The organism is Paraglaciecola arctica, assembly GCF_018861065.1.
GTDB lineage: Bacteria > Pseudomonadota > Gammaproteobacteria > Enterobacterales > Alteromonadaceae > Paraglaciecola > Paraglaciecola arctica_B.
This window is the reverse complement of the sequence record NZ_JAHKQO010000028.1, coordinates 104,266-121,036: the sequence shown is the minus strand read 5'-3', so window position 1 is coordinate 121,036 and position 16,771 is coordinate 104,266. Positions and strand designations below refer to the sequence as shown.

General features: G+C 41.5%; 10 protein-coding genes and 1 pseudogene. 6 read left to right on the top strand and 5 right to left on the bottom strand.

The window, feature by feature from the left end:
• A pseudogene (locus KO534_RS23865) lies at window positions 1-121 on the top strand (DUF3718 domain-containing protein); the annotation flags it as partial.
• 288 nt (window positions 122-409) lie between these two features.
• Here the strand turns inward: KO534_RS23865 and KO534_RS10790 are convergent.
• The 4 genes from KO534_RS10790 to KO534_RS10775 all read right to left on the bottom strand — a co-directional run bounded on the left by KO534_RS10790 (window position 410) and on the right by KO534_RS10775 (window position 6,594).
• Window positions 410-1,315 (bottom strand): alpha/beta fold hydrolase, encoded by a 906-nt coding sequence (locus KO534_RS10790; protein WP_215929664.1) that lies wholly within the window; start codon window positions 1,313-1,315, stop codon window positions 410-412.
• A 123-nt stretch (window positions 1,316-1,438) separates the two neighbouring features.
• Window positions 1,439-3,238, bottom strand: a complete 1,800-nt coding sequence (locus KO534_RS10785; RefSeq protein WP_215929663.1) for an acyl-CoA dehydrogenase C-terminal domain-containing protein — start codon at window positions 3,236-3,238, stop codon at window positions 1,439-1,441.
• A 66-nt stretch (window positions 3,239-3,304) separates the two neighbouring features.
• Complete coding sequence (locus tag KO534_RS10780) at window positions 3,305-4,486, bottom strand: acetyl-CoA C-acyltransferase (protein WP_215929662.1); 1,182 nt, start codon at window positions 4,484-4,486, stop codon at window positions 3,305-3,307.
• A gap of 56 nt (window positions 4,487-4,542) precedes the next feature.
• Window positions 4,543-6,594, bottom strand: coding sequence for a 3-hydroxyacyl-CoA dehydrogenase NAD-binding domain-containing protein (locus KO534_RS10775; protein ID WP_436836582.1), 2,052 nt, complete (start codon window positions 6,592-6,594; stop codon window positions 4,543-4,545).
• Window positions 6,595-6,926: 332 nt separating this feature from the next.
• On the opposite strand from KO534_RS10775, the gene KO534_RS10770 reads away from it, so the two are divergent.
• The 3 genes from KO534_RS10770 (at window position 6,927) to KO534_RS10760 (ending at window position 10,448) form a co-directional block, all read left to right on the top strand.
• Entirely contained in the window at window positions 6,927-7,838 is a 912-nt protein-coding gene (locus KO534_RS10770; protein ID WP_215929660.1) for a haloalkane dehalogenase, read from the top strand.
• Window positions 7,839-7,870: 32 nt separating this feature from the next.
• On the top strand, window positions 7,871-8,629 hold the full coding sequence (locus KO534_RS10765; RefSeq protein WP_215929659.1) for an SDR family NAD(P)-dependent oxidoreductase: 759 nt from the start codon (window positions 7,871-7,873) through the stop codon (window positions 8,627-8,629).
• A gap of 169 nt (window positions 8,630-8,798) precedes the next feature.
• Window positions 8,799-10,448: a long-chain-fatty-acid--CoA ligase gene (locus KO534_RS10760; protein ID WP_215929658.1), complete on the top strand. Its 1,650-nt coding sequence runs from the start codon at window positions 8,799-8,801 to the stop codon at window positions 10,446-10,448.
• Window positions 10,449-10,568: 120 nt separating this feature from the next.
• On the opposite strand, the gene KO534_RS10755 is transcribed toward KO534_RS10760, so the two are convergent.
• The gene (locus tag KO534_RS10755; RefSeq protein ID WP_215929657.1) at window positions 10,569-11,420 is read right to left on the bottom strand and encodes a hypothetical protein; all 852 of its coding nucleotides are present in this window, start codon (window positions 11,418-11,420) and stop codon (window positions 10,569-10,571) included.
• 268 nt (window positions 11,421-11,688) lie between these two features.
• Between KO534_RS10755 and KO534_RS10750 the strand changes: the two genes are divergently transcribed.
• Complete coding sequence (locus KO534_RS10750) at window positions 11,689-14,280, top strand: M1 family metallopeptidase (protein WP_215929656.1); 2,592 nt, start codon at window positions 11,689-11,691, stop codon at window positions 14,278-14,280.
• 231 nt (window positions 14,281-14,511) lie between these two features.
• Window positions 14,512-16,563: a GAF domain-containing hybrid sensor histidine kinase/response regulator gene (locus KO534_RS10745; RefSeq protein WP_215929655.1), complete on the top strand. Its 2,052-nt coding sequence runs from the start codon at window positions 14,512-14,514 to the stop codon at window positions 16,561-16,563.
• The last annotated feature ends 208 nt before the right edge of the window (window positions 16,564-16,771 follow it).

The window sequence follows — 16,771 nt, the reverse complement described above, 5'->3', positions numbered from 1 at the left end:
AAAAATGCCTAAGGGTGACTTAAGCTCTCCAGAAAAAGACGGTAAAACTGTACTAGCTTGGGCCTCTGAAAATGGCTTAGATGCTTCTCCTATCGTGGCTGCATTAAACGACAGAATATAAGCTTAAAAGAATTGTTCTAGAACGAACTAAACGTTCAACATGGTTGGTAAGTCGTGATCTCTTAAAAAAGAAGCAACTTACCTTTAAAAATGGCCTCTTTTGAGGCTATTTTTTTACCTGTCAGAAAGCACTCGTTAATATTATTTAACCTGAACTCGGGTTAACCAACGCCTGTAAGCGACGCTATTTTTGCCCCAAATTGACCGTCAACAAGTATCGATGAAGTTCGTATCTCATTGAAATTTAACTAATTTTTTTGTTGTCGACATTTCTTATCCCGAGCTCAGGTTATTTAAGAAAATTATCAATTTCCTGATTCACTTGGTTCGGTAATTCGTGTTGTAACCAATGACTGGCATTGGGAAAGCGTTTAATTTGCAGATTAGGCACATACTCCTCTACCCCTACAACATTTTCTTTCACAAAGGCCTGATCTTGCTCACCCCACAATATGAGTGTGGGACAATCAATACGGATATTCGGGATTTTCATTTTAGTTGCCGCCACTACTGGCCCATTGGTGTTATCTGAGGCTTTCTCAGATGGCGCAAGTTGAGGCATGGCTCGATAGTATTGCAACATGCCGTTTACTGCACCAGGTTGTGCCCATACCGATTCATAGGCAATACGTTGTGACTCGGTTAAAGTGCCTTCGCGCATACCTGCAAAAATTTTATCTTTTAGATATTGGAAATGATTCTGCGATAGTTTTTGCTCGCCGTCAGCTGCTATCAATTCGTGGATATATTCACTTTTTTGACGTTGTTGGGGATTCGATATCATTTCCCGTGTAAAAATGCTTGGATGCGCTGCATTGAGAATGACAAGCTTTTCGACAAGGTGAGGAAAAAACGCAGCGAGAGGCCATGCAATTGCACCGCCCCAATCATGTGCCACGAGAATAACTTTATCCTGTGGCGCCACACTTTTTATAAATTTAGCAATAAATTGTATTAGATTAGGCACTTCAAAAAATGACTGTTGTTGTGGTTTATCACTTAAATTATAACCAGGAAGATCAGGCGCTATGACCCGATAATCATTCGAAAAGTAATCTAATTGTGCGTGCCATGTACCCCAGTATTCAGGAAAACCATGTAAAAAAACCATAGTTTGTTGGGCTTTGTTAGCTGATGTCACGGCTTCTACATAGTGTATATTGACGTTTTCAATGTCGACTGTGTGATGTTTCATGATAAGGCTCACCAATTATTGACTCAAAAAATAACAAAAAAAAGCGGACAATTAACATTGTCCGCTTGTTATATTTCCCTGCTTAGCTTTTTATTATTTTATACGGGGAATTGCCCCAAAAGCTTAAACAATATTAAATTGTTCCTCTTCCATATTCATCAAGTTATCTGCACCAGATTCCATGGCAGAAACTAGAGAACGTGTACGAGTCAATAAACGGTCAAAATAGAACTTAGCGGTATGTAATTTTGCTTTGTAAAATTCTGGATCGTTCGTACCTTCATCAAGTTTTTGTTGTGCAACAACAGCCATTTTAAGCCAAAAATACCCTACGACTACGTAACCAGAATACATTAAGTAATCAACAGAGGCGGCACCCAGTTCTGCTGGGCTTTTGGCAGCGCGTTGCATAATGTCTTCAGTTATTTGATGCCATTCATCGCAATGTTTATCGATACTGTTAGACCAGGCATTAAACAGACTTTTATCACGAATACTCTTACAATATTCTTTGACTTCATCAGTAAATATATTCAACAACTTGCCATTAGAACCCACTACTTTTCTAGCTAACAAATCAATAGCTTGAATACCTGTGGTGCCTTCGTACATAGTACAAATACGGGTATCACGAGCAAGTTGTTCCATGCCCCATTCTGCTATAAAGCCATGACCACCATAAACCTGCATTCCATAACTAGTGGACTCTTGAGCCGTTTCAGTGAGGAATGCTTTAACGATAGGTGTTAACAACGCCAATTTAGCTTCAGCTAATTTCTTAGCCGCTTCATCTTCGCTGACATGTGTAATATCAACCAATTGCATTGCATATATCGCTAACGCTCTATTGCCTTCAGCGAAGGCTTTTTGAGTCAACAACATACGCCGAACATCTGGATGATTAATAATCGCATCTGCAGGACCGTCAGGATTTTTAACGCCAGTCATAGCTCTAAATTGCAAACGATCTTTAGCGTAAGACAACGCGCCTTGAAAAGCGGCTTCAGAGGCTGACAAACCTTCTAAACCTGTACCAATTCGCGCTGTGTTCATAAATGTGAACATGCAGTTCAGGCCACGATTTTCAGTGCCCACTAAATAACCTTTGGCGCCATCAAAATTAATGACACAAGTTGCCGAACCTTTTATACCCATTTTGTGTTCAATCGAACCACAAGACACCGCATTTCGCTCTAATTTCTCACCTTCAGGACCCGCATGAAACTTAGGCACCACAAATAGTGAAATGCCTTTTGTTCCGCTAGGTGCATCGGGTAAACGTGCAATAACAATATGTACAATATTTTCAGACATGTCGTGCTCACCGGCCGAGATAAAAATCTTGGTACCCGTCAAGCTATAGGTGCCGTCAGCGTTAGGTTCAGCTTTACATTTCAGCATCCCTAAATCCGACCCACAATGAGGTTCGGTCAAACACATGGTGCCTGTCCAACTGCCGCCTACTAGGTTGTGTAAAAACATTTTTTGCTGTTCAGGCGTGCCGTGCTCTTTTAAGGTTTCAATACAACCTTGACTTAAACCCGGGTACATTGCCCAAGAATGATTAGCTGAGGAAAACCACTCTGCCATCACACTATTTAACGAATAAGGAAGACCTTGACCACCAAACTCTTCAGGATGCGCCATTCCAGTCCAGCCACCGTCAACATATTGCTGGTACGCTTCTTTAAAACCAGTAGGAGTCGTAACCACTCCATCGTCCCATGTACAGCCTTCGGCATCACCGCTAGCATTAATAGGAGCCAATACATTTTCGGCAAATTTGGCCGCTTCTGAGAAAATCGCTTCAACCATATCTGGTGTGGCTTCAGAATAACCCAAATCCGCATAATGTTTTTCATAACCTAATAATTCGTTCATCACGAATAAGGCTTCTTTTTGTGGGGCCTTAAAATATTGCATAACTCTAACCTCTTAAATCTTTACATATCTTTGGCTTCGTTTGTCACCAAGCCTGAAGTTCTAAATCTAGTAAACTTCAAATAAACCTGCAGCACCCATACCGCCACCAATACACATAGTACAGACTACATATTTAGCACCACGACGTTTACCTTCAATTAAGGCGTGACCGACCATACGCGCACCACTCATACCATAAGGGTGACCTATTGAAATAGCACCACCGTTAACGTTTAGAATACTGTCATCAATACCTAATTTGTCACGGCAATATAACACTTGCACAGCGAAAGCTTCGTTAAGCTCCCATAAACCAATGTCGTTCATGGTTAAGCCGTGTTGCTTGAGTAATTTTGGAATAGCGAAAACTGGACCGATTCCCATTTCATCTGGTTCACAACCTGCTACAGCAATGCCGCGATAGGCACCCAATGGAGTCAAGTTTTGTTGTTCAGCAAGTTTGCTACTCATGATAACGCTGGCAGAGGCACCGTCAGACAATTGGCTAGCATTACCCGCGGTTATCACACCACCTTCAATTACCGGTTTTAAATTTTTCAAACCTTCTAAAGTTGTTTCAGCGCGGTTGCCTTCGTCTTTACTTAGGGTGACTTCGTGGAAACTTTCTTCTTTCGTCTCACGATCCACTACTACTTTAGTTGCCGTTACTGGCACTATCTCATCGTCAAATTTACCTGCAGCTTGAGCAGCAGCAGTGCGCATTTGGCTTTGATACGCATATTCATCTTGCACGTCACGATTAATACCGTATCTCGCAGCGACGACTTCAGCAGTTTGCAACATTGGCATATAAATATCTTTATGCATTTTAGCCAAAGCTGGATCCACCATGCGGTGAGTGTTCATGAATTTGTTTTGCACCAAACTGATAGAATCTAATCCACCCGCAACCATTACTGGCACATTGTCAGTAATGACATGTTTTGCAGCTGTAGCTATGGCGTACATACCTGAGCTACATTGGCGATCTAGCGTCATACCTGAGACTGAAGTGGGTAGTCCACCAGCAAGCCCAGCAAGACGACCAATATTCATACTACCACTACCTTGGGTTAATGCGCTGCCCATAATGACATCATCAACACTGGCAGGATCGATTCCAGACTTTCTTACCGCTTCACGAATAGCGTGGCCACCCAAACTTGGCGCTTCAAGATTATTAAATGCACCTTTATAGGCACGGCCAATTGGAGTTCTAGCGGTTGATACTATGACTGCTTCTTTCATAAATTTCTCTTTTTAAAAATGCTTAAATTCGTTAATTGTAAGGCAAATATCTGACACTAAAGGTCAGCGAATCGTTTGCCTTGCTCTGCTAATTTTTTCAGTAACGGTGCGGGTTCAAACCAATTTTTACCGTGTTCACCCAGTTCATCCCGATACTTGCACATAGCGTCATATACGGTTTTTACACCAATTTCATCGGCATATTGCATCGGGCCACCGCGATAAACAGGGAAGCCATAGCCGTACACATAAATAACGTCTATATCGCTGGACTTGGCTGCAATACCTTCTTCCAAGATCAAAGCCCCTTCGTTAATCATAGGAAATATAATACGCTCGATGATTTCTTGGTCACTTATGTCACGCTGAGCTATACCTAGGCGAGCCGCTTCAGATTTAGCTAACTCAAGTACACTAGGATCAGGAATAGGTTTGCGGCTACCTGCTTCATACAAGTAGACACCTTTGCCGCATTTTAAGCCCACTCTGCCCTGCTCAACTAACTTGTCAGCGAGTATGCAGTAGGTTGGATCGTGTTTGATAAATTCGCGACGTGATTCACGCACAAAGGCACCAATATCTTGCCCGGCCATGTCACCCATAGTGAAAGGACCCATAGGTAGACCAAAGTCATAAATAACCTTATCTACATGCTCAGGGGTAGCGCCTTCTAACATCATGCGGTTGGCTTCGCGGCCATAGGTTTCGATCATACGGTTACCCACAAATCCAAAACATACCCCAACTAAAACCGCGACCTTGTTGATCTTTTTCGCCATTTTCATGGTTGTTTTAATCACTTCAGGAGAGGTTTTGCTGGTTTTAACCACTTCCAATAACTTCATAACATTGGCTGGACTAAAGAAATGTAAACCAATCACGTCTTCTGGACGTTTAGTGGCTTCACCAATTTCATCAATATCCAAAGTTGAAGTATTAGACGCCAAAATTGCGCCAGGCTTACATACCGCATCTAGTGCTTTAAAGACTTCTTGTTTAACAGACATTTTTTCAAACACAGCTTCAATGACTAAATCCACATCACTCAATGCTGCATATTCAGTAGAGCCCGTTAACAATGCCATTCTTTCTTCAACTTGCTCAGCGGTTAGCTTGCCTTTTTTAGCTGAATTTTCGTAATTTTTACGAATTAACGCCAAACCTTTATCTAAAGCTTCTTGTTTAAGCTCAAGCATAATAACGGGGATACCCACGTTGGCAAAATTCATGGCGATACCGCCACCCATAGTCCCTGCGCCAATAATACCCACCGTTTTGATGTCTCTTACTGGTGTATCTTTATTGAAATCTTTGACGTGAGAGGCTGCACGTTCAGCAAAAAAGAAATGCTGTTGCGCTCGCGCTTCTTTAGAGCGCATACATTCCATAAACAACTCACCTTCGCGAACTAAACCTTGAGCGAAAGGTAACTCTACTGCCGCTTCAACCGCTTGAATACAACGTTCGGGAGCAAAAAAGCCTCTGGCTTTGACTGCTAGTCCTTCACGGTATTGCGCGAATAATTCTTTAGGTGCGCTGCTCGCATCAATTTCTACATCACAGGTTTTACGTACCTTGCTACCGTCGGCAATGACTTTTTCACAAAATGCCAACGCACTGCTCAACAATGTTTCGGATGAATCCACTACCACATCAAAAACACCAGGTAGTTTTTTAGCAGCAACAGGACGACCAGAAACAATCATATCAAGTGCTTGTTGCACACCAGCTAAACGAGGTAGACGCTGAGTACCACCCGCTCCTGGTAAAATACCGAGATTTACTTCTGGCAAACCTACTTTATTCGACCCAAACGTGACTCTGTAATGACAAGACAACGCCACTTCTAAACCTCCGCCAAAGGCTGGACCGTTTAAAACCGCGATAACTGGCTTAGGTGAATTTTCTATTACATCTAACACTACTGGTAAGTTTGGCTCTAAATCACCACCAGAAAATTCGCTGATATCAGCGCCACCAGAAAACAAGTTTTGTTTTGATGAAATAACAATGACTTCAACAGACTCATCAGCAATGGCTGTATTTAAATGCTCAATTAATCCAACGCGTACAGATTTTGACAATGCATTCACTGGGGGATTTTGCATCCATAACGCTGCAACTTTATTTGCAGAAGGAGTACTAATTAGCTCATAACCGACTGCTGCTTGTGATTCATTTTGACTCATATAGACCTCTTACCAGCTTAATAATATCAGCGGATACTAGGCTACCCGCCCCAATCATTCTAATTTATTGATTTTATACTGCAGAATAAGCATAGATTATTAGCGATAGATTCGAACACAGATTGATCAAGCTTTGAATCTATTCACTAAATGGATAATTCTGCATTAGTCTGAGCAAGTTGACTTTTCGTGACACATTTGATGTTCTAAGTACAATTAGTTTACAAAAACATTACATCGAGAGACAAGCCTTGCAGTATTTGACCACTCCAGAACACTGTTTCGAACCCATAACCGACTTTTGTTATCCTGCTCATTATTTACAAGTAAATGATTGTGAAGGAGGTTCACTCAAACTCCACTATATCGATGAAGGCCCTAAAGACGCTAATGTTGTGTTAATGCTGCATGGCGAACCTAGCTGGTCATATTTGTACCGAAAAATGATCGACCCAGTTGTCGCTGCAGGTTATCGCGTTATCGCCCCTGATTTGATTGGTTTTGGAAAATCAGATAAACCCACTGAGCGCAAAGATTATACCTTTCAAAGACATGTAGATTGGATACGTGAAGTTGTCCTGCAATTGAACCTAAAGGACATCACTTTGGTTTGTCAGGATTGGGGCGGTTTATTAGGGCTACGTTTGGTTGCGGAACATTCGGATTTATTTGCACGAGTTTTAGCGGCCAACACTATGTTGCCTACTGGCGATCATCCGGCCAGTGAAGCCTTTTTAAATTGGCAATCCTACTCTCAAGAAGTACCTGTGTTTCCAGTCGCTGGGATTATAAAAGGCGGCACAGTTAGCCCCTTAAGCCCTGAAGTAATGGCCGCATATGATGCGCCCTTTCCTGACGAAACCTATAAGGCCGGGGTACGTCAGTTTCCGTTACTGGTGCCGACTACCCCAAATAATCCAGCAAGCCCAGCGAATAGACGCGCCTGGCAATCATTGCAGCAATTCGAGAAGCCTTTTATCACAGCATTTAGTGATTCAGATCCGGTTACCGCAGGGGGCGACAAAATTATGCACAAGCTTATTCCTGGCTGCGCAGGACAGGCCCATACCACTATTGAACAAGGGGGGCATTTTTTACAAGAAGACAAAGGTGAAGAACTCGCTAGCGTGTTGTTAACCTTTATGAATGCCAACCCACTTTAATTATTTAGTTATAAAAGAATAGGAACCATTTGATGGACGAGTTATTAGATTTTAGCGGTAAAGTTGCCTTGATTACTGGCGCAGGCGGCGGTTTTGGCCGTTTGTTAGCGCAAGGACTTGCCAAACGTGGATGTCAGTTGGTGATAAGTGATATCAATCAAAAAAACTTGGATGAAACTTTGGCTTCGTTACCAGACCAAGATAATGCTATAGCGATGTTGTGTGACGTATCCAAAGAACAAGACTGTAAAAATATGGTCGATAGTGCTCTGGCAAAGTTTGGACGCGTTGATATAGGCGTGAACAATGCAGGTATTGCCCACGAAATGACACCTTTGCACAAATTAAATGAAGAAACTATGCACAGCCAGTTTAACGTAAACGTTAATGGTGTCTTGTTTGGTATGAAATACCAAATTGAGGCTATGCTCAAACAAGGTGAAGGGCACGTATTAAATATCAGTTCTTTGGCGGGTTTAGGCGGCGCACCTAAAGGTGGAGCCTACGCAGCAGCGAAACATGCTGTAGTCGGTTTAACCCGAACCGCTGCCGTGGAATACGCTAGAAAAGGCGTGCGCTGTAATGCCATTTGCCCTTTTTATAGCCCGACTGCCATTTTAGGCGAATTCGCTTCTGAAGAAGGCCAATCCCAGCTAGCGAGGGGTACACCTATGAAACGTTTATCTAGGCCACAAGAGGTGGTGAATACAATGTTATTAATATTGTCTCCAGGCAATTCTTATATGACAGGGCAAACTGTAGCAGTAGACGGTGGTGTAACCGCTTGGTAGGCGCCAAGTTTAGATCTAAGAACGACTAAAAAGAAATAGTGAGCCACAGAACCAAGCGAAGACACGGATTATAAGTAGTAGTTGAAAATTCAGTCTTCATCCAATGATTGCCATCTGTGGTCTAACCCTTTTGTATTGATAAAAATACTAGTAAATTAAAGGAAAAAATATGCAAGCTTTGATGATGAATTCTCAATTGATGATTTCTTCGATATTACGTCATGCAGACAAAAACTTCCCAGACTCAGAAATTGTTTCGGTTACAGCGGATAACCCTAGACACAGACATACCTACAAAGACTTTGCTAATCGCAGCCGTCAATTGGCCAATGCTCTAGTGACGTTAGGCGCTAAGTTTGGTGATCGTATTGGTACATTAGCATGGAACGATTATCGCCACTTAGAGCTTTATTATGGTGTATCTGGCAGCGGCATGGTGTGCCATACCATTAATCCTAAATTGTTCCCGGAACAAGTGAACTACATAATCAATCATGCCGAAGATAGATTTATCTTTGTAGATTTATTAGTGGTTCCTCTTTTAGAAGCGCTCAAAGACCATCTTCCTAAAGTTGAGGGCTACATCATATTAACCGATGAAGCACATATGCCAGCTACCACCTTACCTAATGTGATGTGTTACGAAACCTTGTTAAGCAAGCAGTCTACCTCGTTTGAGTGGCCTGAATTTGATGAAAATACTGCCAGCGCTATGTGTTATACCTCGGGAACCACAGGCAATCCTAAAGGTGTGGTGTATAGCCATCGCTCTACTTTGTTACATGCATTGGGTGGTAGCATGCCAGATGTGGTTGCCGCATCTTATAAAGAAACCACATTGCCGATTGTGCCAATGTTTCACGTTAACGCCTGGGGCGCGCCTTATGCTGCATTAATGGCAGGCTCTAAGATGGTGATGCCAGGACCCAAAATGGCCGACGGCGAAGCCTTGCAAAACCTGATTGAAACCGAAAACGTTACCTTCAGTTCGGGTGTGCCTACCATTTGGTTAGGGTTATTAGATTACTTGGAAAAAAGTGGCAAAACCATTCCAAGTATGAATCGAGTGAGTGTCGGCGGCGCAGCTTGCCCAAGAACCATCATAGAACGTTTTAAAGACAACCATGGTGTAGAAGTTATTCAAGGCTGGGGCATGACTGAAACCAGCCCTCTAGGTACCATTTTCTGTAAAAAAGCCGGCATGGATGATTTGTCTGAAGAAGAGCTGATTGATTTACAATGTTTACAAGGACGCGGTGTATTTGGTATCGAAATGCGTATTGTTGATGAAAACAATCAAGAGTTACCATGGGATGGAGTGGCGTTTGGAGCACTTAAAGTTCGTGGTCCTTGGGTCGCGAGTGGTTATTATGGTTTATCTCAAGTTCCGGGTTCAGAAGGCTGCCCAGTAGATGAGCTTGGATGGTTTGATACCGGAGACGTGGCGACTATTACCCCTCAGGGTTATATGCAAATTACCGACCGCACAAAAGATGTAATCAAAACCGGTGGGGAATGGGTCAGCTCGATAGATATTGAAAACGCTGCGGTAAGTCATCCTGATGTTGCGGAAGCCGCAGCCATAGGTCGCTATCATCCAAAATGGACAGAGCGTCCGTTACTGGTTGTAGTGCGCCAAGCTGGTACAAATGTGACCACCGAACAAATGTTAGAATTTCTTCGTGAAAAACTACATAAACTCTCTATTCCAGATGATGTGGTATTTGTTGACGAGTTACCCCACACAGCGACCGGAAAACTCAATAAATTAGCATTGAGAAAATCCTTAGAGGATTATCAATTTCCAACAACAGCTTAATCCTAAAAGCCTGGGCGTAAACCACGCCTAGGCTTTCTTTTCTTCGCATCCATCTACTGACTATCTTCTATTTACTATCTCCTATCTCCTATCTCCTATCTCCTGCGTCGCTCTCCAATCTCATTCTTGTGCAAATTCTTTAAAAAACGCATTGTCATCCTCAAGCATTGCAAAACCAAATATCCAGCAAATTTCAGATACGTCAGAAAAGTCTATTCCTCCTTTGGCAACAGCTGGATTGTTGTAACGCCCTTCAACCCCGTTATATTTATCGGCGATATTAAGCGCTAACTCCCATATGTTAACGAGTTGGGGGTCAGAAACATATTTGCGCCAATCGGGCATGTGATCAGACTTAAACCCGGGAGTGCCATTATTCTTCGCATTGCCGTCAGGAATTTTATGATAAGCCGAGTTTGCTTGTGTGTAAGCTAAATCAACTGGGTTGGCAGAATCCTCATTCCAATCACTGTGTTGAACTACATGTATTCGTGTTTTTGTATCCACGCTTGGGTGATGTTGTTTAATGGTGCGAATAACATCTGCTGTAAAATTGGATTGCCCCGCTTCGGCGATCCAAATGTTTCCTGAATTTTTCAAGGTTGCAGCCACTTCACCACTTACAACCTTAAGTGCTTGTTCGTATTGAGTATGTGCGTTGACCCAGCGCTGCTTGAAAGATAATTCAAACAGTTTAGGTGCAGGTACATATAAACCGTCTTGGTCGCCGTAAGCGCCAGCTACAGCAATGTAATTGACCTTTTGAAACCTTTTATCTGCAAGCATTGTGGCTGTTGCTGCAATTGAATGAATATCATCAACATCTGTCTTACTATCAAATTGAGCTAATAACAGATCTTTCTCAATATTAAACTGTCCTAATTGCGCTTTGTGCTGCACTTCTTTGGCCTGCACTAAGCTAGTCAAAATGACTAAAATAGAACTCAAAAATATTAGTTTACATGGCGACATAGTTAACTCCTTTAAAAATAAGTAAGGTTTCTGAACCAAGCCTTCAGAATATGTCGCCTTAAATCAGCGATCAATGAATTAGCCTGATATCCCAAAAAACGTAAATCAAAAAACAAAACTCATACCTTGATTTCATTCGTCTCCAGCCTTTTTCATCATTCTACGTACACATTTGTTAACCTTTTCTAGATTGCTTTTTTCAACAATTTGATTAGGGTGCCAGCTCTCAAATCAGTGACTCACTATAAAAACACTTCAGGAAAAAATCATGGTTATTAAAAATTTGTGTGTATGGTTATTGCTAAGTTTGACTGTTTCAGTCAGCAGCTATGCCAAAGAAAGCGCATTTCGCCTATCGACATTTATCAAACCTAGTTTTCAACAAATTACGCTAAAAATTGACCCAGACAGTCCAACATTTAGTGGTGAAACCACTATTACGATCGATGTGACCAAGGCAACAGATACCATTGGTTTTTACCAAAAAGATCTCAATATTCAAGAAGCGTACTTAAGCAATGGAGACACCAAAATACCACTAACTGTGACCTCTCATGACTACGAGATTCAGCACGGCAAAGCAAGCCGAAATATAGCGGCTAATCGTTATAAATTGCATATAATATTTAACGGTAAATTTAATACCTCTTCAGATGGTATGTATTTGTCGAAGTTTGAAGGTCTGAACTATATCTTTACACAATTTGAAGATATGTACGCTAGACGGGCATTTCCAAGTTTTGACGAGCCTGGCTTTAAAATACCTTATCAGATGACAATAAAGTCTCCTGAAAAACACACAGTGTTGTCGAATACATTAGTTAAAAAACGCACAGTCAAAGACGGCTGGCAGACAGTAGAATTTAACAAAACTAAACCTATGCCCACTTATTTAATTGCACTAGCAGTGGGAGAGTTAGACTCTTACGATATCCCCAATTTAAGCGTTCCGGGAAAAATATACACACCTAAAGGTCAGGCGCAGCGAACTAAGTTTGCAGCCAAACATACCGCTGGGATTTTACAGAGTTTAGAAAACTACTTTGGCTCGGCGTACCCCTATGAAAAATTAGACTTTGTAGCCGTACCTAACTTTACTTTTGGGGCCATGGAAAATGTTGGTTTAGTGACTTACCGCAGCAGTTTGTTATTACTAGAAGACGAACCTCGCTTAGCCGAACAAAGTAGCACATTGAATGTGATTGCCCACGAATTGGCCCATATGTGGTACGGAAACTTAGTAACCATGGCATGGTGGGATGACCTATGGTTAAACGAAGCCTTTGCCTCATGGATGGCCAGCAAAGTCATGATGGAGTTATACCCAGAGCAAAACTTCAAAGGGCAATTGGTACAAGAAGGCGCATTTGGTGCCGATGCTAGCCCTACTGTTAAACCGGTTAAAAAGATTGTAAAAAGTCAAACAGATGTAATGGATGGCCTTGGCTTAAATTACAGTAAAGGCGAGTCTATTTTGCAACTTATCGAGTCTTTAGTGGGTGAAAAGCCCTTTCAGAAAGGCATTCAAAAGTACATGAAAAACAACGCATTTAAGAATGCCCAAGCAGATGATTTATGGGAAGTGCTATCTACTGTTGCTGATTTCGATGTACCCGCAATGATGAAAACCTACCTCGAACAACCAAGTTATCCGTTGGTCGAATTTGCAGCAAATGGTGAGGTTAGCCAATCTCGTTATCATCTAAAAGGTGCAGAAGTACAAGAACAAACTTGGATTGTGCCTCTTGCCATCAGTTATAAGAAAAACGGTAAAATATCGCGTACTAATTTGTTCCTTAACTCAGCCCAAACGACAGTCAGTGAGCTCTCTGAAGCAGATTGGATTTTCCCTAACGAAAACGCCATGGGGTATATGCGCTGGAAAGTATCACCAGAACAACTTACAGCCTTGTTAGAAGACGTATCAGTTTTAAACGTTCGTGAGAAAAAATCACTTTTATACAATACTCAAGCACTGTTTTCAGCGGGCAAAATAGAATTAGCTGATTTAATGGCAGTGATGGATACCTTAGTTGATGACAAAGATCCAATGATTGGCAGCGCGGTTGTTAGTACTTTGAATGACTTCTTATATTTAGTAGATAAAGACAATGAAGCCATGTTCGGTCAATTTGCGGCCAAAAAGCTGATGCCGTGGTTTGAACGTTTAGGTGTCGAAGATCAACCTAACGATTCGACAGACACCACCCGTTTACGAGGCGCTGTATACGGTATTTTAAGTCGTTATGCTAATACCCCACAGGTGGAAAAAATCAGTTCAGAACTTGCCAACCAATATCTGAAAGACCCGACTAGTGTTCCTAGAAGTATCGCCACTAGAGCCTTACGTAACATGGCGCGATTTAGTCAACAAGATTGGTTTACCATTCTACGAGATTTCTATATTGCCAATACTGATGCGAATATTAGAGGAACGGTCAGTCGAGCGATGATTTTCACTGAAGAGCAGCAGGTAGAAAAAGCCCTAGATTTTGCTCTATCTGATCATGTTAGCCCGGCCAATGCTATTACTAACGTATATGTCGCGATGAGTAGTTTGGATGATAAAACACTATTCTACGCTTGGTTAGATAAGAACTTTGATGCTTTATCTAAAAAAATGCCCGCTTTCCATATTGCCAGAATGCCAGAGTATTTCTCAACCTCTTGTAATGCGAGCAACATCCAACTTGCTGAAAAATTCTACAAGGACAAAAAAGCCAATTTTGAGGGCATGGCTCGCAGTTATGATATTGCCAATTACAGCGCCAAATTGTGCTTATCGTTAAAACAAGCGAATCAAACTAATTTTAACCATTATTTGCAGCAAGCTACTCAGCAACAAGCGACCCAAAACTAATACCTCAAAATATTTTGATTTGAAACAAAAAACCGACTCTAATGTCGGTTTTTTTATGAGTGTATTTAGATATGTGCGGCATATTGCCGCTTGAATCGATATAGATGAATAGTGAATTTGATTTTGCAGCCACCGATTAACACTATATAGTTTGCAGACAGAAATCTCTGCAAATCAAAAAAGTACAGTATTAAAGTGGGTATCCTATTACTTGCTTAAGGAGTAACACCTATGCCAAACCTTAACGGCTTGTACCAAATTACCTCAGATAGTAATTTGTCTCATGAGCAAAAGATGGGTGCGTTATTAAAGTTTGGGTTAGATTTTTTTCAGCTTGAATTAGCTATCATAAGCGAAATAAAAGATGACGAGTACATAGTGCGCTACGGCCTCTCTCCTGACGACTCTCTACTGACGGGCACCATTTTTCCTGTTGGCGAAACATATTGCTTACATACCTTAGCCACCGATCAAGCGCTTTCGTTTCATCATGCAGGTAAGAGTCGTATTGCCCAGCACCCATGTTATATAAACTTTGGTTTAGAGAGTTATATTGGCGCTCCACTTTTAGTTGAAGGTAAACGTTTTGGCACGATTAACTTTTCGGCTAGCGCTGCCCGGCAACAGCCATTTAGTGACGCAGAGCATGAATTTGTAGAGTTACTGTCACACTGGGTCGGTAATGAAATGGCTCGGAATGAAAAGCTCACATTACTGCAACAGCAACAAAAACGCATGGCGCGCCAACAAGATATATTGGAACAAATGGGCCAATTGGCGGGTGTGGGGGCTTGGGAAGTTGATCTCATTAATGAAAAAATCTATTGGTCTAAAGAAACCAAAAAAATCCACGAAGTAGACGACGATTTCGAACCAACTCTAGAAAGTGGCATAAATTTCTATAAAGAGGGAGAGAGTCGAGAGCGAATTACTTTGTTCGTAAATAGGATAATAGAACAGGGTGGTCATTTTTCTGGCGAGTTTGAGATTGTTACCCAAAAAGGCAAAGCCAAGTGGGTAGCGTCTAAGGGAAGAGCCGAATTTGAAGACGGACAATGTGTAAGGCTAATCGGTGCTTTTCAAGATATTACCGAACAGGTTAACTCGCGAGTTCAATTAGAAACGAGACACAAAGAACTCTCATTGGCATTAGAATCCCGCAGTTTATTTTTGGCCAATATGAGTCACGAAATTCGTACCCCTATTAACGGTGTACTAGGTATGCTGCAAATATTAGAAGGCTCGGAGTTAACCTCTGAACAACAGCACTTTTTAGAATTGGCTACAGATAGTGCAAAATCGTTGTTAGGTATTGTCAGTGATATTTTAGACTTTACTAAAGTGGATTCTGGTCAATTGACCCTAGAAAGTTTACCAGTAAACCTCAATCAACTATTAAATAATTGTGTCGATATTTTTACCCCTTTAGTAAATGAAAAATCATTAGAAGTCATTAAAGAGTTTGATTCAATTCAAAATATCATAGCCATCACCGACCCCACTAGGCTACGGCAAATTTGCTCAAATTTACTGTCTAATGCCATTAAGTTTACACCGCGAGGCCAGGTAATAGTGACCCCTCAGTTAACCTTACATGATAACAATCAAGCCACGTTAACCCTAACAGTGCGAGATACCGGAGTGGGGATCACAGAAGAGCAGCAAGCTCTGCTATTTTCCCCCTTTAATCAAGCCGACAAATCCACCACCCGCAAATATGGTGGTACAGGACTCGGACTGTCTATCACCCGGAAAATTTGCCAGTTAATGGGTGGAGATGTGAGTGTTGAAAGTAACTTAAACCAAGGCAGTCTCTTTACAGCAAAAATTAATATTGAAGTTCGCAATGCTGAAAGCCAAGTTTCAGATGTATCTAAAGCCTTATCTGAAAACATCGATCTTAGCCAGCTTAGAGTATTAGTGGTTGAAGACAATGAGATTAATCAGGTGGTGATATGCGAAATGCTAAAGCAACGAAATATTCCACATGAAGTTGTCAATGATGGAGTCGAGGCTTTGGCCATACTTGAGCATGAAACTAAACTCAATCGCTCTTTTTCGTTAATTTTAATGGACTGCCAAATGCCCAATATGGATGGTTACCAAGCATCTAAGCTTATTAGACAGTTATCCTCACCCGTGGCATCCATTCCCATTATTGCGTTAACTGCCAATGCCATGTCTGGAGAGCGTGATAAGTGTTTTGCCAGCGGTATGAATGAGTATTTATCTAAACCAGTTGAGCAATCTATACTGTATTCAATGTTAGAAAAATTTGTTTAGTGATTTTGTGTTGTTATAAGACTTGAGAGGTCACGGCTCTGCTAATTTACTTGAATCCTCTTCTTTTAGGCCTCCGAACATAGTGTCTTAGGAGTTTTGATGTCTTTGCCCCCCTTTCAAAAAACTCACGCATTATTGAGAATGATTTGCATTTGAATTTATATTTCCTTACCCTTTAATCCCTATATGCAGTTCCGTATACGATTTA

Excerpts from the sequence above, each read along its gene's own strand:
- KO534_RS10745 (WP_215929655.1), top strand. The coding sequence starts at position 14,512 with ATGCCAAACCTTAACGGCTTGTACCAAATTACCTCAGATAGTAATTTG.
- KO534_RS10775 (WP_436836582.1), bottom strand. The coding sequence starts at position 6,594 with ATGCAAAATCCCCCAGTGAATGCATTGTCAAAATCTGTACGCGTTGGA.
- KO534_RS10760 (WP_215929658.1), top strand. The coding sequence starts at position 8,799 with ATGCAAGCTTTGATGATGAATTCTCAATTGATGATTTCTTCGATATTA.
- KO534_RS10780 (WP_215929662.1), bottom strand. The coding sequence starts at position 4,486 with ATGAAAGAAGCAGTCATAGTATCAACCGCTAGAACTCCAATTGGCCGT.
- KO534_RS10785 (WP_215929663.1), bottom strand. The coding sequence starts at position 3,238 with ATGCAATATTTTAAGGCCCCACAAAAAGAAGCCTTATTCGTGATGAAC.
- KO534_RS10765 (WP_215929659.1), top strand. The coding sequence starts at position 7,871 with ATGGACGAGTTATTAGATTTTAGCGGTAAAGTTGCCTTGATTACTGGC.
- KO534_RS10750 (WP_215929656.1), top strand. The coding sequence starts at position 11,689 with ATGGTTATTAAAAATTTGTGTGTATGGTTATTGCTAAGTTTGACTGTT.
- KO534_RS10790 (WP_215929664.1), bottom strand. The coding sequence starts at position 1,315 with ATGAAACATCACACAGTCGACATTGAAAACGTCAATATACACTATGTA.
- KO534_RS10755 (WP_215929657.1), bottom strand. The coding sequence starts at position 11,420 with ATGTCGCCATGTAAACTAATATTTTTGAGTTCTATTTTAGTCATTTTG.